Genomic DNA, 22,826 nt, shown 5'->3' with positions numbered 1-22,826 from the left:
GAACATCGGCCGGCAGCGGACGTTGTGCCCCGGCAAAAAGGAAGGACGCCGTGGCGAGAGCCGTCTGGAAAGGCCACCTGCAGGTTGCCGAGCTGAGTTGCGGCGTGGCGCTCCACGCGGCCGCGTCGACGGCGGAGCGGGTATCGTTCAACATCCTCAACCGCAAGACCGGGAACCGGGTCCAGCGCCAGTATGTCGACGAGGAGACCGGCAAGCCGGTGGAACGCGACGATATCGTGAAGGGCTACGAACTCGCCTCCGGGCAGTACGTCCTCCTGGATCCGGACGAGATCGCGGAGGCAGTGCCGCAGAGCGACAAGACGCTGCGGATCGAGGCCTTTCTGTCCTGCCCGAACATCGAGACGGTGTATCTGGACAAGCCGTATCATGTTGCGCCATCCGATGCCGTGTCGGAGACGGCCTTTGCCGTGATCCGTGAGGGGATGCGGACGAAAAACGTCGCGGCGATCGCCCGAACGGTGCTGTTCCGCCGCGTCCGGACCGTGCTCCTGCGAGCGCAGGGCGCCGGGCTGATCGCGAACACGCTCAATTTCGACTACGAGGTGCGGTCCGCGCGCGACGCCTTTGCCGATGTGCCCGACCTGGCCATCAAGGGCGAAATGCTCGACCTGGCGAAGTACATCATCGAAACGAAGAAGGGAGCGTTCCACCCGTCCGACTACGACGACCGCTACGACGCCGCTCTGGCCGAACTCGTGAAGGCGAAGATGGAAGGCCGTGCGATCAAACCCGCCAAGCCGAAGCCGCAGGCCAAGGTGGTGGACCTGATGGAGGCTCTGCGGCGCAGCGCGGAAGCGGGCAAGGCGACGGGAAAGCAGGCAAAGCCGCGGAAGACGGGGGCGAAACCTTCGTCGGCGAAGGCGCCGCGACGGAAGGCGGGCTGAGATGGCGCTCGACACCTATCGCAGGAAGCGCGACTTCAGGAAGACCGCCGAGCCTGAAGGCACGGCGACACCAGAGGCCGGCGGACGCTCCTTCGTGATCCAGAAGCACGCAGCGCGGCGGCTGCATTACGACTTCCGCATGGAGGTGGACGGCGTGCTGCGCAGCTGGGCGGTGACGCGCGGGCCGAGCCTCCTGCCGGGAGAGAAGCGTCTGGCGGTGCATGTCGAGGATCACCCGCTCGAGTACGGCGATTTCGAAGGAACGATCCCGAAAGGCGAGTATGGTGGCGGCACCGTGATCGTCTGGGATCGCGGCACCTGGGCGCCGATCGGCGACGCGGAGAAGGGCTACAGGAAAGGACACCTCGATTTCGAGCTGAAGGGCGAAAAGCTCGGCGGCCGCTGGCATCTGGTGCGCATGGCCGGCAAGCCGCGCGAGAAGCGCGAGAACTGGCTTCTGATCAAGGGCGACGACGAATTCGCCCGGGGTGCCGATGACCCCGACATCCTGGAGGAACGGCCGGAATCGCTAAAGACCGGACGCGTCATCGCGGACGTGGAGGACGAGACGCCGGGATGGTCGTCGAAGACCGGGAAGATCGACAGGACCTCCGAAGAGGCGTCATCGGCCCCCGCGCCCACCGCGGCCCGGAGCGGCAAGACGAAGACTGCGCAGCGGCAAAAGAACGCGCGGCAGGACGATGCCGTGGCGGACCCATCCGGCGAGAAGGCGGTGAAGGGCAGTCGCAAGGCAGCGATGCCGGACTTCATCGAGCCGCAACTGGCGACCCTGCGCGCCGAGGCTCCCTCGGGAGACCGGTGGATCCACGAGATCAAATTCGACGGTTACCGCCTGCAGGCGCATGTCTCGGACGGTCATGTCAGACTCCTGACCCGGAGCGGCCTCGACTGGTCCGACCGGTTCGGCACCGCGATCGCCAGGGCGCTTGCAGCGCTGCCGCTGACGGAAGCGGTGATCGACGGCGAACTGGTCGTCGAGGGTGGTGGCGGCGCCTCCGATTTCTCCGCGCTGCAGGCCGATCTGTCCGAGGGGCGGACCGATCGCTTCGTGTACTACGCCTTCGACCTGATGCATCTCGACGGGCGCGACCTGACAGGGGCGGCGCTGACCGAACGCAAGGCGGTGCTCGGCCGGATGCTTGCGGGTGCGCCGTCGGTGCTGCGATTCAGCGACCACTTCGACGAGGACGGCGAGATGATCCTCCGGCATGCCTGCCGGCTCAGCCTCGAAGGCGTCATCTCCAAGCTTCGCGACGGCAAGTACAGGCCGGGACGCGGACGGGACTGGATCAAGTCGAAATGTTCGGAGCGGCAGGAATTCGTCATTGCCGGCTACGTGCCGTCGACCACGTCGGACAAGGCGATCGGGTCGCTGGTTCTCGGTCATCACGACGGCGGCAGCTTCGTTCACGCGGGCCGGGTCGGCACCGGTTTCTCGAGACGCATGGCGCAGGATCTCTACGCACGGCTGAAGCCGCTGGCACGGGAGGACTCACCATTCGATGCTGCGCTGTCGGCCGAAGCCCGCCGCGGCGTCCGCTTCGTCGAGCCGACGCTGGTGGCCGAGGTGGAGTTCCGCGCCTGGACGGGCGACGGGGTGCTGCGCCATGCCTCGTTTCGCGGACTGCGGGAGGACAAGTCCGCGGAGGCCGTCATACGGGAGGATGCAGGCCCCGCGAAGAGCAGCACCAAGCTGCCGCACTGGACGGTCAAGCTCACCCACCCCGACCGGATCTACTGGAAGGACGTCGGCGTGACCAAGCAGGGGCTCGCGGCCTACTACAGCGAGGCCTGGCGGTTCATGGCGCCGCATGTCGTGCACCGTCCCCTGGCGCTGCTGCGCTGTCCCGGAGGCGTCGGCGGACAGTGCTTCTTCCAGAAGCACGCGTGGAAAGGGATGAATGCCAAGATCCTCACGCTGCATGATCCGCAGGACGAGCCCGGCGAGGCAATCGTGGGCATCGACGGGTTCGACGGGCTGATCGGCCTCGTCCAGGGCGGCGTGCTGGAAATCCATCCATGGCAGGCGTCGCTCGACGATCTGGAGAAGCCCGACCAGATCGTCATGGACCTCGACCCCGGCGAGGGCGTGACGTGGGAGGCGATGATGGCCGCGGCACGCGAGGTGCGCGAGCGGCTGGAGGCGGAAGGTCTGGCCTGCTTCCTGAAGACCTCCGGCGGCAAGGGATTGCACGTCGTCAGCCCGCTGGAGCCGATGGCGGGCTGGGACGAAGTGAAAGGCTTCGCCAAACGGGTCGCCGACGAAATGTCGGCAGACAGCCCGGAGCGCTTCGTCGCGACGGTGTCGAAGGCGAAGCGGAAGGGCAAGATTCTCGTGGACTATCTGCGCAACGGACGCGGGGCGACCGCAGTGGCCCCCTATTCGACGCGCGCGCGCGACGGAGCTGCGGTCTCGATGCCGATCGAATGGGACGAACTGGGCCCCGAAATCGGTCCCGCCGGCTTCACGGTCATGAACGCCGCCGCGCGGCTCGCCAATCTTCCCGCCGATCCATGGGCCGATTTCGGAAAGGCGCGTACGCCGATCGGGACGAGTACAAAGCCGGCTAACAAGACACGGAAACGGAAGACATCCGCAGCCTGACCAGCCGGGATGCCGTCCTCATGGCCTGGAGCGGACGCTTCCGGACGACGCACGGCGGGTCGTCACTTTTTTTTCGGCCCTTTCTTCTCCTGCTCCACGCTGCGGCGGAGCGCGTCCATGATCGAGACGACGTTGCCCTGGGTTTCGGGCGCCGGTTCAGGCGCAGCCTTGGCCTTGGCCGGCTTGCGCTTCTTTCGCTTGGTCTCGATGAGCTCGAGCAGCCTGCCCTGCACCGGGTCCTCCACCATCGAGGGGTCCCAGTCCTTGGTGCGCTCGTCGATCAGCGTCTTGACCAGCCGCATCAGACGGGCTTCGGGCTTGTCCTGAGCGGGCCGGGCAACCTCGGCCTCGCGCACCTCGTCTCCGAAACGCAGGGTCCAAGCGAGGATGCCCTTGCCGCAGGCCTCCAGCATCACCGCGCGCTCCCGCCTGAAGAGAACGACGCGGGAGATGCCGACCATGCCCGTCGTGCGCATGGCATCCCGGATCACTGCGAAGGCTTCCTCGCCCACCTTGTCGTCCGGCGCCAGGAAGTAGGGCTTGTCGTGCCAGATCCAGCCGATCGTGTCGCGCGGGACGAAGGTGTCGATGTCGATCGTATGGGTGCTTTCGAGCGCGATCGAGTCCAGTTCCTCATCCTCGATGACGACGTAGTCACCGTCGCCCTTCGGGAAGCCGTGAACCCGGTCTTCGTCGCGGACGATCTTTCCCGTTTCGGAATCGACATAGCGGTTTCGCACCCGGTTGCCCGTGGCACGGTTGAGGGAGTGGAAACTGACCTTCTCGCTTTCGCTGGTTGCAGGGGTCATCTGCACGGGGCACGTGACCAGCGACAGCTTCAGATAGCCCTTCCAGAAGCTGCGCGGCGCCATGTTCCAACCCCGGTTCAATCCGTCGTGAACGCCGAAGCAGCGGGAGCGTTCCGCAACGGCGTGGCATGACCGCGGCGACGCGCCACCCTCCCTGGCGTGATGCCAGCACCCTGGATGCGCATTGCCCGGGAATTCCAGCCGCGTCGCCTCCGCGTCTCCTTCTCCGTCCGGGCGCCGACCGCGACCGCCGGCCGCCGTCGCGAGAGCAGGAAGCAGCCGCTTCGCCCGTCTGCCGGGGGTCGCCCAGCGCCGGCGACCGACCGTTCGCATGGCACCATACCGCCCCTGCGTCACTTTCGCCGATTGATCGATTGTCTAGCCTGCATAATTTTCAGGAAATTCTGAAACTTCAGGAAATACCGATGAACCTGCCTCCCCTGTGCGAAGCCTTCGTCCTGCATTTCGGCGAAATGGGAAGCCGCTGGGGCATCAACCGGACGGTCGGCCAGATCTATGCCGTTCTCTTCATCGCGGACAGACCGCTGTGCGCCGACGACATCGTCGAGCGCCTGGAGATCTCCCGCTCCAACGTCTCCATGGGGCTGAAGGAACTGCAGAGCTGGAACCTGCTCCAGCACCGCTCGATGCCCGGCGACCGCCGCGACTTCTTCGTCACCCCGGCCGACATCTACGCCATCGTCCGGACGCTGGTCGACGAACGCAAGAAGCGCGAGATAGACCCGACGCTGTCGGTGCTGCGCGAACTGCTGATGCGCAAGCCCGACAGCGAGCCCGAGCGGCACGCGCAGGACCGGATGCGCGACATGCACGAGCTGATCGAACTCCTGACCAGCTGGTACGGCGACGTCCAGAAACTCGAGACGGAGCGACTGATCCAGCTCCTCAGCCTCGGCGCCAAGGTCGTGAAGGTTCTCGAGATGAAGGACCGGCTGCTCGCACTTCCCGGCGGAAAATCCCGATCCGTCACCGGCAAGAGCAAGGAGTAGCCTCGATGGATCCGATCGTCCTCGCCCGCATCCAGTTCGCGGCGAACATCTCCTTCCACATCCTGTTCCCGACGATCACCATCGCGCTCGGCTGGGTGCTCCTGTTCTTCAAGCTGCGGTTCAACGCCACCGGCGAGGCCAGGTGGATGGAGGCTTACCGCTTCTTCGTGAAGATCTTCGCGCTCACTTTCGCACTCGGTGTCGTGTCCGGCATCACCATGAGCTTCCAGTTCGGCACCAACTGGCCCGGCTTCATGAATCATGTCGGCAACATCGCGGGGCCGTTGCTCGCCTATGAAGTTCTCACCGCCTTCTTCCTGGAAGCGACCTTCCTCGGCATCATGCTGTTCGGCTTCAATAAGGTGCCGAACTGGATCCATACCGGTGCGACGGTTCTCGTCGCACTGGGCACGACGATGTCGGCCTTCTGGATCCTGGTGCTGAATTCGTGGATGCACACGCCGGCGGGCTTCGAGATGCGCGACGGCGTCGCACACGCCACCGACTGGATGGCGATCGTCTTCAACCCGTCGATGCCCTACCGCCTGGCGCACATGCTGATCGCGTCCGGCCTGACCTGTGCCTTCCTCATCGCGGGCCTCGCCGCCTGGCGATGGCTGCGCGACGATCGCGGGCCGGACGTCCTGACGGCGATGCGCACCGGCGTCTACCTCGCCGCCACGCTCATCCCGATCCAGATCCTCGTCGGCGATCTGCACGGCCTGAACACGCTCGAGCATCAGCCTGCCAAGGTGGCCGCCATGGAAGGAAACTGGGAAACGCGCGGCAACGTGCCGCTCGTGCTCTTCGCGGTCCCGAACGAGGCCGAACGGCGGAACGATTTCGAGATCGCCGTGCCGAACGGTGCCAGCCTGATCCTCAAGCACGATCCCGCGGGGGTGGTTCCGGGCCTCGACGCGTTCGAGGGCAGACACCCGCCGGTCGCGCCCGTGTTCTACGCCTTCCGCATCATGGTCGGGATGGGCGTGCTGATGCTGCTCGTATCCTGGGCCGCCGCATGGGCTCTCAAGCGGCAGGGCGACATCACGAGGCCGCTGGCGCTGGCGCTGGTCGGAATGACCTTTTCCGGGTGGGTTGCGACGCTGGCAGGCTGGTACGTCACCGAAATCGGTCGCCAGCCCTGGCTCGTCACCGGCGTGCTGACGACGGCGCAGGCAGCGTCCGACGTGCCGGCGGCCATGATCGGGACCACCCTCGTTCTCTATCTGGCCACCTATGCGGCCCTGATCGTCGCCTATGTCGGCGTGATCTATCATCTCGCCGGCAAAGGGCGGGCGGGGTTCGCTCCTGAAGACCCGGGCGCGTCATCGGTTCTTCCGATGGGCTCGGTCACCCGGGAGGCATGACATGTCCGACATACTGCTGAACGGCTCGATCCTGCCATACACCTTCGCCGCGCTCATGGGGATCGCCATCCTCGCCTACGTCATCCTCGACGGATACGACCTCGGCATCGGCATGCTCATGGCGGACGCCGACCGGGCCGAGCGAGACCGCATGATCGCAACGATCGGTCCATTCTGGGACGCCAACGAAACGTGGCTCGTGCTCGGCATCGGACTTCTGCTCGTCGCCTTCCCGATGGCGCACGGCATGGTGCTTTCCGCGCTCTACCTTCCCGTCGCCATGATGCTGCTCGGTCTCACCATGCGGGGCGTCGCCTTCGAGTTCCGCGTCAAGGCGCCGGTTCCCCACCAGGCATGGTGGGACCGAACCTTCGTGGCCGGCTCGACGCTCGCGGCGCTGATGCAGGGCTACATGCTGGGGAAGTACGTCATGGGTTTCGGCGGCGGCTGGGAATCGGAAGCGTTCGCAGTTCTATCGGCAGGAGGTCTGGCAAGTGCTTACATGTTCGTCGGCGCGACATGGCTCATCGCCAAGACCGATGGGGCGCTGCAGGCCCTGGCCGTCGGCTGGGCGCGGATCACGCTCGTCCTGACCGTGGCGGGAATGGTCGTCGTCTCTGTCGCGACGCCACTGGTTTCGGCCCGCATCTTCGAACGCTGGTTCTCCTTCCCCAATCTGATCATGCTGGCACCGATCCCGTTGATGACCGCAGCCCTGTTCATTGCGCTGCGCGTGTTCCTGGCACGCATGCCGCGCAAGGACCACAGCCTCGACCTGGTGCCGTTCCTCGGCGCCACCAGCCTGTTCGTTCTCGGCTTCTGCGGCCTCGCCTACTCGTTCTATCCATATGTCGTGCCCGAACGGCTGACGATCGCAGAGGCGGCAGCGGCACCGGAAAGTCTTCTGATCATCCTCTTCGGAGCTGTCTTCGTGCTGCCGTTTATCGTCGCCTACACCGCCTTCAGCTATTTCGTGTTCCGCGGCAAGGCGACCGAACTGCGCTACTACTGACCGGGCGAGAGGGCGCGGGACGAACCTTCCCGTCGCCGAGTCCGGGCAGGAAGTGGCCACCGCCGCCCTTCGCGACGCCCTGAACCCGGTCTTCGTCGCGCACCATTTTTCCGGTCCCGGAATCGACATAGGGGTCTCTCACCCGGTTGCCCGCGGCACGGTTGAGGGAGTGGAAACTGATCTTCTCGCTTTCGCTGGTTGCAGGGGTGATCTGGACGGGGCACGTGACAAGCGACAGCTCCAGATAGCGCTTCCTGGCGCTGCGCGGCGCCATGTCGGTTCATTCACCGGTCTTCGTTCCAAACCGCGAGGAACGTCGCGGCGGCACGAGCGTTCCGGGAGCAGGCGGAAGTCCAGAAGGCGGTCGTCTTCTCCGATGCGGGGTTGCGTGGCCACGGGCCGGGCGGGCGCGCGCGGTCGCACCTCGAATGGGTCCGATGCCGGGACAGGTGTTCATGTGGGAATGGCTCAAAGACAATCACGGGGTGGTCAGCGCCCTTTCCGGCATCCTGACACTGGTCATCTGGACGCTCTACTTCCATCTGCTCTACAGCAATTACCGGCGGCTGCGCCGCCCCCGCATTCTCATCAATCGCGGCGCGGGCCACACGGTCGAGGCCCGGTGCATCGTCGCCAACATGAGCGCGGAGGCGATCTACATCGAGGCGGTACTGATTTCGTTAGGCGGCGGCAACGACGAGGACGAACCGATGGTCTGTTCGCTGAGCGAACTCGACACCGCGCGCGCCAAGGACGATGAAGACCCTCGCCGCGGCTGGCTGCAGGGTCCCCTTCAGAGCGGAGAGCTGATCGACATCGGGACCTACCAGGACCTGATCGACAAGGCAGCCGGCGGGCCGGGCGACGGAGAGGCGAGTCATTCCCCCCAGAGGGACCGCTCCCAGCTGACGATCACCATCGCTGCCACCTACCTGTCGCAAGACGGTCTCGTGGCCGCAGAGCGCGAATTCGAACTCGACCGTGCGGTGACCCCCACCCGATTGAGACCCCGCGCCACGTATGCCCGCCAGATCCGCTCGGCGAGCGCACGCCGCTCCATCGAGCGCCTCATGATGAGGCGCAACCTGCAGCAGCGCTCCTGCAACGGAGAAAAAGGACGTCTTTCGCGTTGACCGCGAGCGACAGGCTGGAACTTACCCGCGATGGACGCATTGAGAGACTGGGGCTCGGGGGGAGCATCAATACATGTATCAGTCGAGCCATGAAGCGAACCGCGCATGGCTCACGAGGGTGGAGCGCAATGTCACCGGACAACGAGATCGTCAGTCTGATCCCCGCCCTGCGCGCCTTTGCCCGAACCTTCTACCGCGATCCCAGCGATGCGGACGACCTCGTGCAGGAAACGCTCACGAAGGCATTGGCCAAAATTCACCAGTTCGCGGAAGGCACGAGCATGAAGTCGTGGCTGTTCACGATCATGCGCAACACATTCTACACGCGGATCCGACTCGCGAACCGGGAGGCTCCCGGTGCCGCCGACGATGCCGCCGCCAGACCCGCCATCGACGCCACGCAGGAATGGTCGGCGCGGCGACATGAAATCGCGATGGCGCTGTCGCGTCTGTCGGACCAGCAGCGAGAGGTGCTGGTGCTCATCGGCGTGCTCGGCATGAGCTATGACGAGGCAGCCGACATCTGCGGCTGCGCGATGGGTACCATCAAGAGCAGGCTGAACCGCGCGCGCCTGCGCCTTCTCGAAGAGCTCGGGGAAACATCCAGCCGCTCGACGGTGGAGCGCGCACAGGTGCATCCCGTGGCATCCATGTTCTCTTCCGGGAAGATGGGCTGAAGGCGGAGCCGCGAGAGCGGGCGCCGCTTCCGGCGCCACGTCGCCGCTCCCTCGAAGGCGCCGGGGCGCGCCGCTCGAAGCGACTGCCCCTCCAGGTCATCGCCGCCGGGAAGCACGCGGCGAAGGCGCTGCCTTCGACCGCGTCTTCATGGGTCAGCGTGCGATGAGCTGGTGGAAGCTCTCGCGCAGGCCTGCGATCTCCCGCGACACGACGAGACCGAGCTGGCGCTCGTCGAAAAGCCCAAACCACTCCTCCCATTCGACGATCTCCGGCCGACCGAGGTCCGTCGGCCGGTCTGCACCCTGGTCCTGATCCTCGTAGGACTGCTGGTCGAAGACGATCATCAGCACGGGGTCGTTGTTGCCGATCGACGGCGCCGCCGGACGGATCGCCGGCGAGCCCATGCGTGCGGCCGCCCATTCGCGGATCTCCTGGTGATCGGTCAGTACCCTTGTCTCGGCCATCGTCTACTCCTTCCGAACCTTCCGCGCGCGGATCGCGCGGCTTCAAACTTTCTTCTTGCGTGGAGCGGCGGATTTGCCGGCGCTCCGGGCTGCCCGTTTCGCAGTGCCGTCGGTACCACCGCCGGCGGCAGGCTCCGCCGCCGGCGCCTTGCGGCGTGCACGGGACGGAGCCGCGGCGTCCTCCGGTGCGGTGACCGGCTGCTCGTCGGCGAGTTCACGTTCGGCGCGTGCCCAGTGCTCCGCCTCCCGGCCTTCGGGCCGCCCTTCGGCTTCCCAGATGCGGTAGGCGCGCTGTCGCAGTTGCTCGTCTCGATGCGTGTTCATCGGTGCAGATCCCTTCCTAACGTCCGGTTCGACGACGCCCTGTTGAGAACCGGCAGGCGACGGGGATGTCGGCGTCTGGCCGTCCGGCAGCACAGACTACCATCGTACCGGGCGTCGTTCCATCTTCAGGCGAACCCCACGGCGATCGCGAACGGCGGCAGTTCGACCGCATCGACGAGCGTCACCACCGTTTCGACGGGATCGGCATGGAGCAGCGGCACGTCCAGTGCCGGCGCACGGCGCGGTCCGTTCGACAGATTGACCCGCATCTGAAGCTGCGCCTTCCCGAGCGTCCAGTCGACGGCCACGAGACCATCGGCTGCTGCCCGGATGATTCCGCTGTTGCCGGAGGCAGAGGCGAGAGCGGGCACGATCGCTTCCCGGCGAAGCGCGAGGAGACGCCTCACAAGATCGAACCGCAGCCGCCCGCTGCCGAGGCCAGGCTTCGTCCAATCGAGTTTGGAGGCCGCAAAGGTCGCCGGGTCGTTCGGATCGGGTATCTTCCGGGTGCCGTCGCCGAACGCGGCGAAGCGCGCGAATTCCCGCCGCCGCCCCTCCGTCACGGCTTTCGCCAGCTCGCCATGGAAATCGGTGAAGAAGAGGAACGGGCGATCCTCGGCGAATTCCTCGCCCATGAACAGCAGCGGGATATGCGGAGACAGCAGCAGCACAGAGGTGAGCACGCGCAACATGTCGGGAGAGGCAAGGGCAGGCAACCGCTCGCCGAACGCGCGATTGCCGACCTGGTCGTGGTTCTGGAGGAAATCCACGAAGGCCGTCGGGGGCAGATGTGCGCTCGGTTCTCCGCGCGGTCGTTCCCATTGCGGCGAGACTTCGCCCTGATAGGCGAACCCCTCCGCCAGCGCACGGGCGAGCTTCCCGGTCGGGTCATCCTTGAAGTCGGCAAAGTAACCGTCGGTCTCGCCGGTGGCGATGACGTGCGCGATGGAGTGGAAGTCGTCGTTCCATTCGGCGGTGTAGGCGGTGACGGTGCCGTCCCCGCCGCGCTCGTGCAGGACGGTGACGTTGCGGTTGTCCTCCGTCGTCAAGTGGACATGCCGGTCAGGAAATCGCGCCCGCACCCGTTGCCCGATCTCCGCGAGGAGATCATCGGCGACATGGTCGATTGCGTCGAGCCGAAGGCCGTCCAGCCTGTACTCTTCGAGCCAGCAGAGCGCGTTCTCGGTGAAGAAGCGCCGGACGGGCTCGGCATCGAAAGCGATGGCGGCGCCCCAGGGCGTATGGTCCTGCGGGCGGAAGAAGTCGGGCGCATAGAGCGAGATGTAGTTCCCGTCGGGACCGAAGTGGTTGTAGACGACGTCGAGGAGCACCATCAGGCCGCGCTGGTGGGCGGCATCGACGAAACGCTTCAGACCATCGGGCCCGCCATAGGCGCTGTGGGGAGCATAGGGCAGGACGCCGTCGTACCCCCAGCCGCGATTGCCGGAGAACTGTGCGACAGGCATGACTTCCACGGCCGTGACGCCGAGTGCCACCAGATGGTCGAGCTTGCCGATGGCTGCCGCGAACGTGCCCTCTTCGGTGAAGGTGCCGACATGCAGTTCGTAGATGACGGCCTCTTCCCAGGGACGGCCGGTCCAGTCGCGCGCCGTCCAGTCGTGAGCGGCCGGGTCGACGACGAGCGACGGCCCGTGCACGTCGCCGGCCTGTGCGCGCGAGGCCGGATCGGGAACGGCCCTGCCATCAGGCAACACGAAGAGGTACTCCGCGCCCGGCGACACGTCATCGGCCACCAGCTCGAACCAGCCATCGGCATCGCGCCGCATCGGCCGGTCGCTGCCGCCGAGCCGGAGAGCTAGGGCCTTCACACCCGGCGCCCAGAGACGGAACCGCACCCTGCCGCCGCCGAGGACCTTTGCACCCCACGAAGGCGAGGACGGATCGGGCCGCCGGGCCGCGGTCACGCCCTGGTCTCCAGCAGCATCAGCGTCCGGCCGCGCGCCGCCGCCGGACCAGCCACCGGATCGCCGGATACATCCGGATCGGCAGTGTCGAGGAGCCGCCGCCAGCCCGAGGGATAGGCTTCCGGAAGGGCGAAGTCGATGTCCTCGTAATGGGCGTTGAAGACGATCAGCAGCTTCCGGGCATCGGTGAACAGAAGCATGGCGAAGGCGCGCGTGTGCGGCTGGAGCCAGTCCTCGTCGCTCATCTGCTGGCCGTCGGCGCGCAGCCAGCGAACGCCGCTCGCGCCGTTCGGCCGCGGTTCGCCATGCAGGAAAAAGCGCTGGCGCAGGAGGGGCTGGTCGAGACGCAGCGCGATCAGCTTGCGCATGAAATCGAAGAAGGCCCGGTCGCGTTCGTCGATCCCCTCTCCCCACTTCAGCCAGTTCATCTCCGTGTCCTGGCAGTAGGAGTTGTTGTTGCCGCCCTGGCTGCGGCCGAGTTCGTCGCCCATCAGGATCATCGGGGTGCCCTGGGACAGAAGCACGGTCGCGGCGAGATTGCGTCGCATGCGGTCTCGAAGATCGAGAATCTCCGGATCGTCGGTCGGGCCCTCAGCACCGCAGTTCCACGACAGGTTGTGAGAATGGCCGTCGCGGTTCTCCTCGCCATTGGCCTCGTTGTGCTTGTCGTTGTAGCTGACGAGGTCCATCAGCGTGAAACCGTCATGCGCAGTCGCGAAGTTGACGCTCGCCCACGGACGGCGCCCACGCTTCTCGAAGTCGCCCGCAGAACCGAGGAGTCTGCCTGCGAGGTCGGAGGCGATGCCGTCGTCGCCCTTCCAGAAGGCGCGCGTGGTGTCGCGATACTGGTCGTTCCACTCTGCCCACATCGGGGGGAAGTTGCCGAGCTGGTAGCCGTCGTTTCCGGTATCCCAGGGTTCCGCGATCAGCTTGACCATCGACAGGACCGGATCCTGCCGCACGGCGTCGAGGAAGACGGCGTTCTGGTCGAAGCTGTCGCGGTCGCGACCGAGCGAGCTGGCGAGATCGAAGCGGAAGCCATCGACATGGCAGTCCTGCACCCAGTAGCGCAGCGAATCCATGACCATCTGCAGCACGCGCTGATTGCGCAGATTGACGGTGTTGCCGCAGCCCGTCGTATCGAAGTAGTAGCGCGGATCGTCGCCGAGGAGGTAGTAGCTGGCATTGTCGATGCCGCGAAACGACAGCGTCGGCCCCATCTGGTTGCCTTCGGCGGTGTGATTGTAGACCACGTCGAGGATGACCTCGATGCCGGCCTCGTGCAGGCGGCGAACCATCAGCTTGAAATCGTGGATACCGGCGCCGGGTGCGATGAACCGGGTGGCCGGTGCGAAGAAGCCGATGGTGTTGTAGCCCCAGTAGTTGGACAGACCGCGCTCGATGAGATGGCGATCGTCGAAGAAGGCCTGCGTGGGCATCAGTTCGATCGCCGTGACGCCGAGCTTGACGAGGTGATCGATGGTGCGCGGATCCGCCAGGCCGGCAAAGGTGCCGCGATACTGTTCGGGCAGCTCCTGGTTGAGCGCCGTCATGCCCTTCACGTGTGCCTCATAGATGATCGTCTCGTCCCATGGGCGGCCGGGGCGCATGTCGTTGCCCCAGGTGACGGCCGGGTCGACGACGACGCATTTCGGCATGACGAATGCCGAGTCGCGGCGATCGAAGGAGAGATCCTCACGGGGATGACCGATCCGGTAGCCGAAGACGGCGTCATGCCAGCGGATCTCGCCGCGCAGCTCGAGAGCGTAAGGGTCGAGCAGGAGCTTGTTGGGGTTGAACCGATGCCCGGCGGACGGCTCGTAGGGTCCGTGCACGCGATAGCCGTAGAGCTGACCGGGCCTCACGTCGGGCAGGTATCCGTGCCAGACCTCGTGCGTGAATTCCGGCAGTAGCACCCGCTCGATCTCGCGGCGACCGGTGCCGTCGAAGAGGCAGAGTTCCACCTTGGTGGCATTGGCGGAAAAGAGGGCGAAATTGACGCCCGAGCCGTCCCAGTGCGCCCCGAGCGGGAAGGGCGAGCCAGGCTTGATCTGTCCGTTGCGGCGCATGCTGCTCCTAGGGGCTTGGAGCGAGGACCACCACTGCGAGCGGGGGCAGGTCGAGCTCCAGCGAATGTGGCCTGCCGTGCCAAGAAACGGCGCCGGCCATCACAGGTTCCGTGGTACCACTGCCCGAGCCGCCATATTGCTGCGCGTCGCTGTTGAGGCGAACCAACCAGTTCCCCCCTTGCGGAGCACCGACCCGGTAACCCGGACGCGGCACGGGCGTCATGTTGCAGACGACGACGACGGGCTCGCCGCCGCGGCCGCGACGGACGAAGGAATAGACGCTGTTTTCGGCGTCGTCGGAGCCCAGCCATTCGAACCCCTGCGGATCGCAGTCGAGGTCGTGAAGCGCGGCGCTCGACCTGTAGAGCGCGTTCAGGTCACGAACCAGCGCCTTCAGGCCGGCGTGCATGGGATCGTCGAGCAGATGCCAGTCGAGGGACTGGTCGTGGTTCCACTCCCTCTCCTGACCGAACTCGCAGCCCATGAAGAGCAGCTTCTTGCCCGGATGGGTCCACATGAAGGACAGGTAGGCGCGGAGATTGGCGAAGCGCTGCCAGCGGTCGCCCGGCATCTTGCCCAGAAGCGAGCCCTTGCCGTGCACCACCTCGTCATGGCTGATCGGCAGGACGAACTTCTCGGAATAGGCGTAGACCATGCCGAAGGTCATCTGGTGGTGATGGTGCCGCCGGTGGATCGGATCGAGGCTCATATAGGCGAGCGTGTCGTGCATCCAGCCCATGTTCCATTTGTAGTCGAAGCCCAGTCCTCCATCCGCGACCGGCCTGCTCACGCCCGGCCAGGCCGTCGATTCCTCGGCGATGGTCAGCGCACCGGGGTGGCGCTCGAGGATGCGCTGGTTGGTCTCGCGAAGGAAGGCGATGGCGTCGAGGTTCTCGTTGCCGCCGTGGCGATTGGGGATCCACTCGCCGTCCTTGCGGCTGTAGTCCAGATAGAGCATCGAGGCGACGGCATCGACGCGCAGGGCATCGACGTGGAACTGGTCGAGCCAGTAGAGCGCGCTGGCCTGAAGAAAGTTCGAAACCTCCGTCCGGCCGAAATTGTAGATCAGGGTGTTCCAGTCCTGGTGGAAGCCGAGGCGCGGATCCTCGTGTTCATAGAGCGCAGTGCCGTCGAAACGGGCGAGCCCATGCTGGTCGGACGGAAAGTGCGCAGGCACCCAGTCGACGATGACGCCGATGCCGGCCTGGTGCAGGCGGTCGACCATCTGCGCGAAGGCCTTCGGGGATCCGAACCGGCTCGTCGGCGCGAACAGTCCGATCGGCTGATAGCCCCAGGAGCCCGTGAACGGATGCTCGCTGACGGGCAGGAACTCGACGTGAGTGAAGCCCATCTCCTGGACGTAGGGGATCAGAAGATCCGCCAGGGCATCGTAGTCCAGAACCTCGTTGGCGGCGCCTCGACGCCAGCTGCCGAGGTGGACCTCGTAAATCGAAACAGGCTGGTTGGTCGCGTGGCGGACCTCGCGCTGGCTCATCCAGCCGCCATCGCCCCATTCGTGGCGGGGCAGGCCGCAGACGATCGAGGCTGTGGCCGGCGGCTGTTCCGCGGCAAAACCGACCGGATCGGCCTTGAGCGGCAGAACATCCCCATGCACGCCGAGCACCTCGTACTTGTAGGTGGTGCCGATCTCCAGCCCGGGGATGAAGAGCTCCCAGACGCCAATGCCGACCCGCTTGCGCATCGGGTGGCGGCGGCCGTCCCAGTTGTTGAAGGGACCCACCACGCTGACACGACGGGCGTTCGGCGCCCAGACGCAGAAGACGGCCCCGCGGATGCCGTTCACCTCCGCCGGGTGGGCGCCCAGGCGCTTGTAGAGTTCGGCGTGCCGGCCCTCGCCCATCAGGTGCTCATCCAGTTCGCCGAGGATGGGGCCGAAGGAATAGGGGTCGTCGATCGTCCAGCTGCGCTCGCCCGCGGCAAGCCGCAAACGGTAGTCGAACCGACCGGTCCGACCGTCGAGCGTGGAGGAAAAGAAGCCATCGGAATGGACACGCTCGAGCACAGCCGCCACGGCGCCCGTAGCGCGGTCGACGACGGCAACCTCACCGGCCTCCGGAGCGAAGACGTTCACGACAAGGGGCGCGCCGTCGCCGCCGTGCATGCCCAGGACGACGAAGGGATTTCCGTGACGCGCCCCGACGACCGCCTGGATGTCGGAGTCGGAGGGGGCAGACGGATTGGCATTCGCCATGATCATGCTTCGGCTCCCGTGGCTTCGAGGAGATCGAGCAACCCGCGCAGCGGGATGTCGACCCAGGTCGGCCGGTTGGCGAGTTCGTAGCTGACCTCGTAGGCCGCTTTCTGGATCTGGAACAGGGCGAGCAGGTCGCGCTGGAAGCTCTCGTCCTCGACATGGGTGGGGCAGCCGGCGATCGCCTCGCGATAGGCGTCGAGGAACGCAAGGCTGGTTTCCCTGCGCCACCGCATCGCCCGCGCCCGAGCCCGTTCATCCGCGGGGATCGCGAGAGGTCCGCGCAGCCTCACCACATCGGCCGCGAGATAGTCGATCGACCGCAGCATGCCGGCGACGTCCACGAGCGGAGAGGACTTCGCGCGCCGCTCCTCGATGGTTCGGCGCGGTTCGCCCTCGAAGTCGATGATGACGACATCGTCCGCCGCGATCAGCACCTGGCCGAGATGGTAATCGCCATGGACCCGCGAGCGGGCACCGCCAGGCGCATGCTTCAGGCAGGCGGTCAGCCGCTTCTCGAAGTGCTTCCTCCGCGACAGGACGGTTTCGATCATCTCGCCGGCTTCGCCGTGGCGATCTGCCCCTTCCAGGGCTTGAAGCGCCTCGTCCAGATCGGCACGCGCGGCCGCGACCCAGCCTTCGACATCCGTTTTCGACGTGGGTTCCACGCGGAATGCCTCGTCGTCGGTATCGGTGGCGAGCGCCCGGTGCAGTCCGGCGGTGCGCCTGCCGAGCAGACCGCCGAGATTGAGGGGGAAGAAGAAGGGCTCCTCCTCGCCGTCGCTCGCCGAGGCGGGCGACGAGATCATGTCCTCATTCTCGAGGTCGCGCTGGAGCGCGGCCGAAAGGATGTCCCAGGCATCGCCCTGGTTGCGCACGAACTCGAAGGCCGTCGCCAGGACCGTCTGTTCCGCGCCGTCGGCCTGATGCTCGATCGAGCCGAGATAGGCCGGCATGTGGGCGAACCCGCCGACATTGGTGAGGAAGCGCGCCATCTCGACCTCGGGTTGGACGCCGTCGCGCAGCCTTCGGTAGATCTTGAAGATGATGGAATCGCCGAAGGCAACGGAGACGTTGGACTGTTCCACGCCGAGCGGACGCGCCGTGCCCGCATCCGCATAGACGTCCGGGCGCCCGTTGTTGTCGAAACGGACGGTGCCGCCGGCAACGGAGATGTCCTTGCCGTCCTTCATCGCGCCCAGCACCGCCTGGCCGAAGCCGTCGTCATGGGCGGCATCGACGAGGGCCCCGAGACGCGGCCCCTGACGGAGCTTGGCAAGCGTATAGGACAGGGTCGGCGCGCCGAAGGCGATGTTGTCCTCACCCCAGCGGGCGGAGAGCGGCATGAAGTAGCGCTGGATCTCCCCGCCGAAGTCGACACGGCATTCCGCCAGCAGGTGACGGCCGCCTTCGATCTCGGCGATCGGCTGGAGGGTGGCCGAACTGATCGTCCGGTCCTTGCCGGCGAACCAGCGCTGCAAGCGAAGAAACTGCGGCAGGGTTTCGGATTCGAGCAGCCGTCCGCCCGAGCCGGTGAGCGCCGTGGAGACGCGACCATCCCGCGTGGTGAGAGTGACGAAGTCCGGGAGCATCTCGGGAACCTGCTGGTGCCAGCGCGGCGCCTCCGCCTCGTCGGCCAGCAGCAGCCAGTAGAAGCCGAAGGCCGGGAGGGTGAACAGATAGGGCAGGTCGCCGATCGGCGGGAAGGGCGAGCGGCCGTTGAGTTCGATCGGCACCGCCCCCTTGAAGCGCGACAGATCGAGTTCGACGGCCTGTGCCTGACGCGAAAGGTTCGCCACGCACAGGATGCGATCATCCCCATGCTCGCGAACATAGGCGAGAATCTTGCGGTTGCGCGGATAGAGCAGGGTCATGGTGCCGCGCCCGAAGGCGGTGTGCTGCTTGCGCACCTGGATCAGCTTGCGCATCCAGTTGAGCAGCGAAGACGGGTCCCGCTGCTGGCTCTCGGCGTTGACCGCCTGATAGCCATAGATCGGATCCATGATGACCGGCAGGAAGAGCTGCTGCGGGTTGGCCCGCGAGAAGCCGGCGTTGAGATCGGGCGACCACTGCATCGGCGTGCGGACGCCGTCGCGATCGCCGAGGTAATAGTTGTCGCCCATGCCGAGTTCGTCGCCATAATAGACGATCGGCGTGCCCGGCATGGACATCAGCAGCGAGTTCAGGAGCTCGATCTTGCGTCGGTCGTTCTGCAGGAGCGGCGCAAGCCGGCGGCGGATGCCGAGGTTGATGCGGGCCCGGCGATCCTCCGCGTAGGTCCGCCAGAGATAGTCGCGCTCCTGGTCGCTCACCATTTCGAGCGTCAGCTCGTCGTGGTTGCGCAGGAAGATGCCCCACTGGCAGCCTTCCGGAATCTCCGGCGTCTGCCGGATGATGTCCGAGATCGGGTACCGGTCTTCCTGCGCCAGCGCCATGTAGATGCGGGGCATCAGCGGGAAGTGGAATCCCATGTGGCATTCGTCGCCATCGCCGAAGTAGGGCCGAGTGTCTTCCGGCCACTGGTTGGCCTCGGCCAGCAGCATCCGGTCCGTGTAGTGGGCGTCGAGTTCGGCGCGAATCTTCTTCAGGACCTCATGCGTCTCGGGCAGGTTCTCGTTGTTGGTGCCCTCGCGTTCCACCAGATAGGGAATCGCGTCGAGCCGCAGGCCGTCGACCCCCATGTCGAGCCACATGTGCATGACCTTCAGCACCTCCCGCAGGACGCGCGGGTTGTCGAAGTTTAGGTCGGGCTGGTGCGAGTAGAAGCGATGCCAGTAGAAGGCCCCGGCGACCGGATCCCAGGTCCAGTTGGATTTCTCGGTATCGAGGAAGATGATGCGGGTCTCGGGGAACTTGGCGTCGGTGTCGCTCCAGACGTAGAAGTCCCGCGCCGCGGAGCCCGGCCTGGCCTGCCGCGCCTTCTGGAACCACGGATGCTGGTCGGAGGTGTGGTTGATCACGAGTTCGGTGATCACCCGAAGCCCACGCCGGTGGGCCTCCGCCACGAAGGCCCGAAAGTCCCGCATGGTGCCGTAGGACGGATTGATCGAACGATAGTCGGCGATGTCGTAGCCATCGTCGCGCAGCGGCGAGGGGTAGAACGGCAGCAGCCAAATCGCGGTTACGCCCAGTTCCTGGATGTAGTCGAGGCGCTTCATCAGGCCGGCGAAATCGCCCATCCCGTCGCCATCGGAATCCTGGAAGGCCTTCACATGGACCTGGTAGATGATTGCGTCGCGATACCAGTCCTGCTGGCTGCGATCGATCGCGCCATCCATCGAGTTGTTGCCGTTCTTCATCAAGTGCTCACCGGTCCAAGGATGCGCCAGACCGCATAGGGCCGGGCATGGGGGTCGAGGGTCAGCCTGTGGTTCTTGCCATACCAGGCGAAGCTGTTGCCGTGCACGAGATCCTGGACCTCCACGGCTCCATCGTCCGGCAGACCGAACTCCCAGAGCGGGACTTCGAAATCGAAGTCATGCGGATTGTGGGGGTCCAGGTTGACGTGGAACAGGAGGTAGCTGCCCGATTCAGGCGAGCCCTTCGAATAGGACAGGACGTTCTCATTCGTGGTCCTGTGGAACCGCAGGGACGTGAAGTCGCGCAGCGCCGGGTGCTCCCGCCGCAACCGGTTCACCAGACGGATGTCGTCCTTGATGTGTCCGGGACGGTCGAGGTCCCAGTCGCGCAGCTGATACTTCTCCGAATCCAGATATTCCTCCTTGCCCGGCAATGCGGCAGCCTCGCAGATCTCATAGCCGTTGTAGATGCCATAATTTCCGGCAAGCGTCGCGGCCATGAGCAGTCTCGTGCGGAATCCCGGTCGTCCGGAGGTCTGGAGATAGAAGGGATTGATGTCGGGCGTGTTGGCGAAGAAGTTCGGCCGCATGTAGTGACGGCATTCTTCCCGGGTCAGTTCGGTCAGATACTGTTCGAGCTCCCAACCGAGGTTGCGCCAGGTGTAGTAGGTGTAGGACTGGGTGAACCCGGCCTTGGCCAGGCGCTTCATCACCTTGGGTCGCGTGAACGCCTCGGACAGGAAGATCACGTCGGGGTGCCGGCTCCTGATCTCGCCGATCACCCACTCCCAGAACGGGAAAGGCTTGGTGTGAGGGTTGTCGACCCGGAAGATCTTCACCCCATGACCGATCCAGTAGAGGAGGACATCGCGGAGCGCCTCCCACAGGGACGGTATGGATTCGCGATAGAAGTGGACGTTGACGATGTCCTCGTATTTCTTCGGCGGATTTTCGGCGAACTTGATCGTCCCGTCGGGCCGCCAGTCGAACCATTCCGGATGCTCCCGGATCCAGGGATGGTCGGGAGCGCACTGGATCGCGAAATCGAGCGCGATCTCGATCCCCTGGGCGGCGGCCGCCCGTACCAGCCGATCGAAATCGTCGATGGTGCCGAGTTCGGGATGGATGGCATCATGGCCGCCCTCGTCCGAGCCGATCGCATAGGGGCTGCCCGGGTCGGCGCCCGTCGGGGTGAGCGTGTTGTTGGGACCTTTTCGGTTGATCCGGCCGATCGGGTGGATCGGCGTGAAGTAAAGCACGTCGAAGCCGAGATCCTTCACGTAGGGAAGCCGCTCGATGACGTCCGCAAAGGTTCCATGGCGCCCGGGCGCGGAGGATTGGGACCGCGGCATCATCTCGTACCAGGCACCGAACACAGCCCGCTCGCGATCGACGATGACGTCGAGCACGCGCTCGTACCAGGTGAGGCTGTTTCGCGGCGCGAAGGCCCTCATCCGGCTCGCGGTCTCGTCGCTCAGAAGTAGCGCGAGGCGGCGCGCCTCATCCGCCTCCGCTTCGAGCGAGGCCGCCAGCTCACGCAACGCCTCCGCACCGGCAGGATCGCGCGGTTCACCTGCGGCCTCCCGCACGAGCGCTGCCCCCTCCAGCACTTCGAGGCTGACGGCCTGGCCGGCCTGGAGCTTCTTTTCCACGTCGCGGCGCCAGCCGGCAAACAGATCGCGCCAGCCGATGACGGTGTATTCGTGATCGCCGATGTCCGGAAACTCGATCCTGCCTTGCCAGCGGTCGTTGACGTCGAACTCGAGCGGCGCCTCCGTCCACTGGTTCGAACCCTTGCGACGCCACAGCAAGGCTGCGTCCACGACGTCGTGCCCTTCGCCGAAGACGTCCGCCTCCACCAGAAACGGATGGCCCTGTGCCGCCTTCGCCGGGAACCGACCTCCGTCGATCTCCGGGTCGATCCCCTCGATCGCAATGCGGCGGTCAGCGAGATCACGGAGACGCGGGTCCATCGCGTTCCGGACGCCCCTGGCCGACGATCCAAGCGATTTACGTTGCGCGGATCTGGACATCGAGGTCACCATCCCCTCGACCGGTATGCCGCACGGGTGCGGCGGACGAACATCCAGCCTGCACCGCCGCAAGCCTGTGTCCCCGGGATGCATTCTTCTGCAACGCCCAGGCGGTCGATGGGGCGGGAAACGATTGCGCTCATGAAACAGTACCCTCCGTCCGGCAGACGTTGCCCAACCCCAACGGTCCCGAAAGGTTCCCGGCGCCCCGGTGCAAAGGCCGGCACTGCAACCGGAATTCCGTCGCAACCCCTGGAACAAAGTCCCACGGGAACGCGTTCCCGTATCGCGCGCAGTGCGCCGTCACGAGGAGGAACCGATGCCTGGACAAACCAGCCCTTCAGCCGAACCCCCGACGGGGGAACGCCCGAGTGAAGGCACGCCGATCTGCTTCGTTACGGAAGATGGATCGACTGTCTCGATCATGCTCGATCCTGCTCAGGCGCATGCAAATCCGGCAGAGGCGCTGATCAAGGCGAAGGACGTCGTCCGTTGCCTTGCGGATGCCTTCGGCCGCGCCGAAAGGCGCGTGTCGCTTCGTCCGGATGAGGCAGGGGCAGTATTCCGATCCTGGGCCTATCGATCCTGACCAAGACAGCGAACCGGCGCGGCCTGCGCGGAGCAATCCCCTCACGCCGTGCCGGTATCGCGCCCGTCGGATCCATGGGTATCCGCCTCGGTTTCCGACGCGGCACGGCTCAAACCGGCGGAAGGCGACCCCACCGATCCGCTCCGCGGCTGATCGATGCGACTGTCGCCTGCATCGGCCACAAGGCGCGCCAGGATCGCCCGGGCGGCGTCGAGGACGGTCTGCCGGTCAGGGTCGCCGCCGGCACTTGCAAGATGCAGTTCCACCGTGACCGTCTCGCCGTCGCCGCCCAGGAAGCGGACGGAGTAGTGCGGCGCAGCGGCGTCGCCGTGGCGGACGACCTCAGATGTGAAACGCGGCATTCGGCACCT

Annotated in this window: 17 protein-coding genes and 1 pseudogene; 8 read left to right on the top strand and 10 right to left on the bottom strand. The window is 65.7% G+C overall.

Annotated features, from left to right (window positions below; genetic code table 11):
• Positions 1–50: 50 nt before the first annotated feature.
• Both ku (IAI54_RS23210) and ligD read left to right on the top strand, forming a co-directional pair.
• Entirely contained in the window at positions 51–905 is an 855-nt protein-coding gene (ku, locus tag IAI54_RS23210) for a non-homologous end joining protein Ku (protein WP_187969430.1), read from the top strand.
• A gap of 1 nt (position 906) precedes the next feature.
• Positions 907–3,531: a DNA ligase D gene (gene ligD / locus IAI54_RS23205; protein WP_187969429.1), complete on the top strand. Its 2,625-nt coding sequence runs from the start codon at positions 907–909 to the stop codon at positions 3,529–3,531.
• Positions 3,532–3,593: 62 nt separating this feature from the next.
• Here ligD and ku (IAI54_RS23200) read toward each other — a convergent pair whose 3' ends face one another.
• Positions 3,594–4,403: a non-homologous end joining protein Ku gene (gene ku / locus IAI54_RS23200; RefSeq protein ID WP_187969428.1), complete on the bottom strand. Its 810-nt coding sequence runs from the start codon at positions 4,401–4,403 to the stop codon at positions 3,594–3,596.
• 362 nt (positions 4,404–4,765) lie between these two features.
• Between ku (IAI54_RS23200) and IAI54_RS23195 the strand changes: the two genes are divergently transcribed.
• From IAI54_RS23195 to IAI54_RS23185, 3 genes are read left to right on the top strand one after another with little or no spacing between them, the layout of a single operon-like run.
• Entirely contained in the window at positions 4,766–5,350 is a 585-nt protein-coding gene (locus IAI54_RS23195) for a GbsR/MarR family transcriptional regulator (RefSeq protein ID WP_187969427.1), read from the top strand.
• A 5-nt stretch (positions 5,351–5,355) separates the two neighbouring features.
• The gene (locus IAI54_RS23190) at positions 5,356–6,717 is read left to right on the top strand and encodes a cytochrome ubiquinol oxidase subunit I (RefSeq protein ID WP_187969426.1); all 1,362 of its coding nucleotides are present in this window, start codon (positions 5,356–5,358) and stop codon (positions 6,715–6,717) included.
• Position 6,718: 1 nt separating this feature from the next.
• Positions 6,719–7,729 carry a cytochrome d ubiquinol oxidase subunit II gene (locus IAI54_RS23185; RefSeq protein WP_187969425.1) on the top strand — a complete coding sequence of 337 codons (1,011 nt, stop codon included), beginning with the start codon at positions 6,719–6,721 and terminating at the stop codon, positions 7,727–7,729.
• A gap of 64 nt (positions 7,730–7,793) precedes the next feature.
• Here IAI54_RS23185 and IAI54_RS29035 read toward each other — a convergent pair.
• A pseudogene (locus tag IAI54_RS29035) lies at positions 7,794–8,003 on the bottom strand (Ku protein); the annotation flags it as partial.
• A 163-nt stretch (positions 8,004–8,166) separates the two neighbouring features.
• On the opposite strand from IAI54_RS29035, the gene IAI54_RS23175 reads away from it, so the two are divergent.
• Together IAI54_RS23175 and IAI54_RS23170 are read left to right on the top strand one after the other, a co-directional pair.
• A complete protein-coding gene (locus IAI54_RS23175; RefSeq protein ID WP_210321167.1) occupies positions 8,167–8,862 on the top strand; it encodes a hypothetical protein in 696 nt (231 codons plus the stop codon).
• Between the two features lie 128 nt (positions 8,863–8,990).
• Positions 8,991–9,539: a sigma-70 family RNA polymerase sigma factor gene (locus tag IAI54_RS23170; protein ID WP_187969422.1), complete on the top strand. Its 549-nt coding sequence runs from the start codon at positions 8,991–8,993 to the stop codon at positions 9,537–9,539.
• Positions 9,540–9,692: 153 nt separating this feature from the next.
• Here IAI54_RS23170 and IAI54_RS23165 read toward each other — a convergent pair whose 3' ends face one another.
• The 7 genes from IAI54_RS23165 to IAI54_RS23135 all read right to left on the bottom strand — a co-directional run bounded on the left by IAI54_RS23165 (position 9,693) and on the right by IAI54_RS23135 (position 21,806).
• Entirely contained in the window at positions 9,693–10,004 is a 312-nt protein-coding gene (locus tag IAI54_RS23165) for a hypothetical protein (RefSeq protein ID WP_187969421.1), read from the bottom strand.
• A gap of 42 nt (positions 10,005–10,046) precedes the next feature.
• The gene (locus IAI54_RS23160; protein WP_187969420.1) at positions 10,047–10,328 is read right to left on the bottom strand and encodes a DUF2934 domain-containing protein; all 282 of its coding nucleotides are present in this window, start codon (positions 10,326–10,328) and stop codon (positions 10,047–10,049) included.
• Positions 10,329–10,453: 125 nt separating this feature from the next.
• Entirely contained in the window at positions 10,454–12,253 is a 1,800-nt protein-coding gene (gene treZ, locus IAI54_RS23155) for a malto-oligosyltrehalose trehalohydrolase (RefSeq protein ID WP_187969419.1), read from the bottom strand.
• A complete protein-coding gene (glgX, locus tag IAI54_RS23150; protein ID WP_187969418.1) occupies positions 12,250–14,322 on the bottom strand; it encodes a glycogen debranching protein GlgX in 2,073 nt (690 codons plus the stop codon). Before glgX ends, treZ begins: the two co-directional genes overlap by 4 nt.
• A gap of 7 nt (positions 14,323–14,329) precedes the next feature.
• On the bottom strand, positions 14,330–16,534 hold the full coding sequence (glgB, locus tag IAI54_RS23145) for a 1,4-alpha-glucan branching protein GlgB (protein ID WP_420838319.1): 2,205 nt from the start codon (positions 16,532–16,534) through the stop codon (positions 14,330–14,332).
• Positions 16,535–16,536: 2 nt separating this feature from the next.
• Positions 16,537–19,833 carry a maltose alpha-D-glucosyltransferase gene (treS, locus tag IAI54_RS23140; RefSeq protein ID WP_187969416.1) on the bottom strand — a complete coding sequence of 1,099 codons (3,297 nt, stop codon included), beginning with the start codon at positions 19,831–19,833 and terminating at the stop codon, positions 16,537–16,539.
• Positions 19,833–21,806, bottom strand: a complete 1,974-nt coding sequence (locus IAI54_RS23135; RefSeq protein WP_235679155.1) for an alpha-1,4-glucan--maltose-1-phosphate maltosyltransferase — start codon at positions 21,804–21,806, stop codon at positions 19,833–19,835. Before IAI54_RS23135 ends, treS begins: the two co-directional genes overlap by 1 nt.
• 379 nt (positions 21,807–22,185) lie before the next feature.
• Between IAI54_RS23135 and IAI54_RS23130 the strand changes: the two genes are divergently transcribed.
• Entirely contained in the window at positions 22,186–22,455 is a 270-nt protein-coding gene (locus tag IAI54_RS23130) for a hypothetical protein (RefSeq protein WP_187969414.1), read from the top strand.
• A gap of 41 nt (positions 22,456–22,496) precedes the next feature.
• On the opposite strand, the gene IAI54_RS23125 is transcribed toward IAI54_RS23130, so the two are convergent.
• Complete coding sequence (locus IAI54_RS23125) at positions 22,497–22,817, bottom strand: hypothetical protein (RefSeq protein WP_187969413.1); 321 nt, start codon at positions 22,815–22,817, stop codon at positions 22,497–22,499.
• Positions 22,818–22,826: the final 9 nt, after the last annotated feature.

Source organism: Aquibium microcysteis (assembly GCF_014495845.1).
Taxonomy (GTDB): Bacteria; Pseudomonadota; Alphaproteobacteria; order Rhizobiales; family Rhizobiaceae; genus Aquibium; species Aquibium microcysteis.
Note: the sequence above shows the minus strand (reverse complement) of the source record. Positions and strands in the feature narration are given on the sequence as shown.

Coding starts and splice junctions, on each gene's coding strand:
- ligD (WP_187969429.1), top strand. CDS start 907: ATGGCGCTCGACACCTATCGCAGGAAGCGCGACTTCAGGAAGACCGCC.
- ku (WP_187969428.1), bottom strand. CDS start 4,403: ATGGCGCCGCGCAGCTTCTGGAAGGGCTATCTGAAGCTGTCGCTGGTC.
- IAI54_RS23195 (WP_187969427.1), top strand. CDS start 4,766: ATGAACCTGCCTCCCCTGTGCGAAGCCTTCGTCCTGCATTTCGGCGAA.
- IAI54_RS23190 (WP_187969426.1), top strand. CDS start 5,356: ATGGATCCGATCGTCCTCGCCCGCATCCAGTTCGCGGCGAACATCTCC.
- IAI54_RS23185 (WP_187969425.1), top strand. CDS start 6,719: ATGTCCGACATACTGCTGAACGGCTCGATCCTGCCATACACCTTCGCC.
- IAI54_RS23175 (WP_210321167.1), top strand. CDS start 8,167: ATGCCGGGACAGGTGTTCATGTGGGAATGGCTCAAAGACAATCACGGG.
- IAI54_RS23170 (WP_187969422.1), top strand. CDS start 8,991: ATGTCACCGGACAACGAGATCGTCAGTCTGATCCCCGCCCTGCGCGCC.
- IAI54_RS23165 (WP_187969421.1), bottom strand. CDS start 10,004: ATGGCCGAGACAAGGGTACTGACCGATCACCAGGAGATCCGCGAATGG.
- IAI54_RS23160 (WP_187969420.1), bottom strand. CDS start 10,328: ATGAACACGCATCGAGACGAGCAACTGCGACAGCGCGCCTACCGCATC.
- glgX (WP_187969418.1), bottom strand. CDS start 14,322: ATGCGCCGCAACGGACAGATCAAGCCTGGCTCGCCCTTCCCGCTCGGG.
- glgB (WP_420838319.1), bottom strand. CDS start 16,534: ATGGCGAATGCCAATCCGTCTGCCCCCTCCGACTCCGACATCCAGGCG.
- treS (WP_187969416.1), bottom strand. CDS start 19,833: ATGAAGAACGGCAACAACTCGATGGATGGCGCGATCGATCGCAGCCAG.
- IAI54_RS23135 (WP_235679155.1), bottom strand. CDS start 21,806: ATGGACCCGCGTCTCCGTGATCTCGCTGACCGCCGCATTGCGATCGAG.
- IAI54_RS23130 (WP_187969414.1), top strand. CDS start 22,186: ATGCCTGGACAAACCAGCCCTTCAGCCGAACCCCCGACGGGGGAACGC.
- IAI54_RS23125 (WP_187969413.1), bottom strand. CDS start 22,817: ATGCCGCGTTTCACATCTGAGGTCGTCCGCCACGGCGACGCCGCTGCG.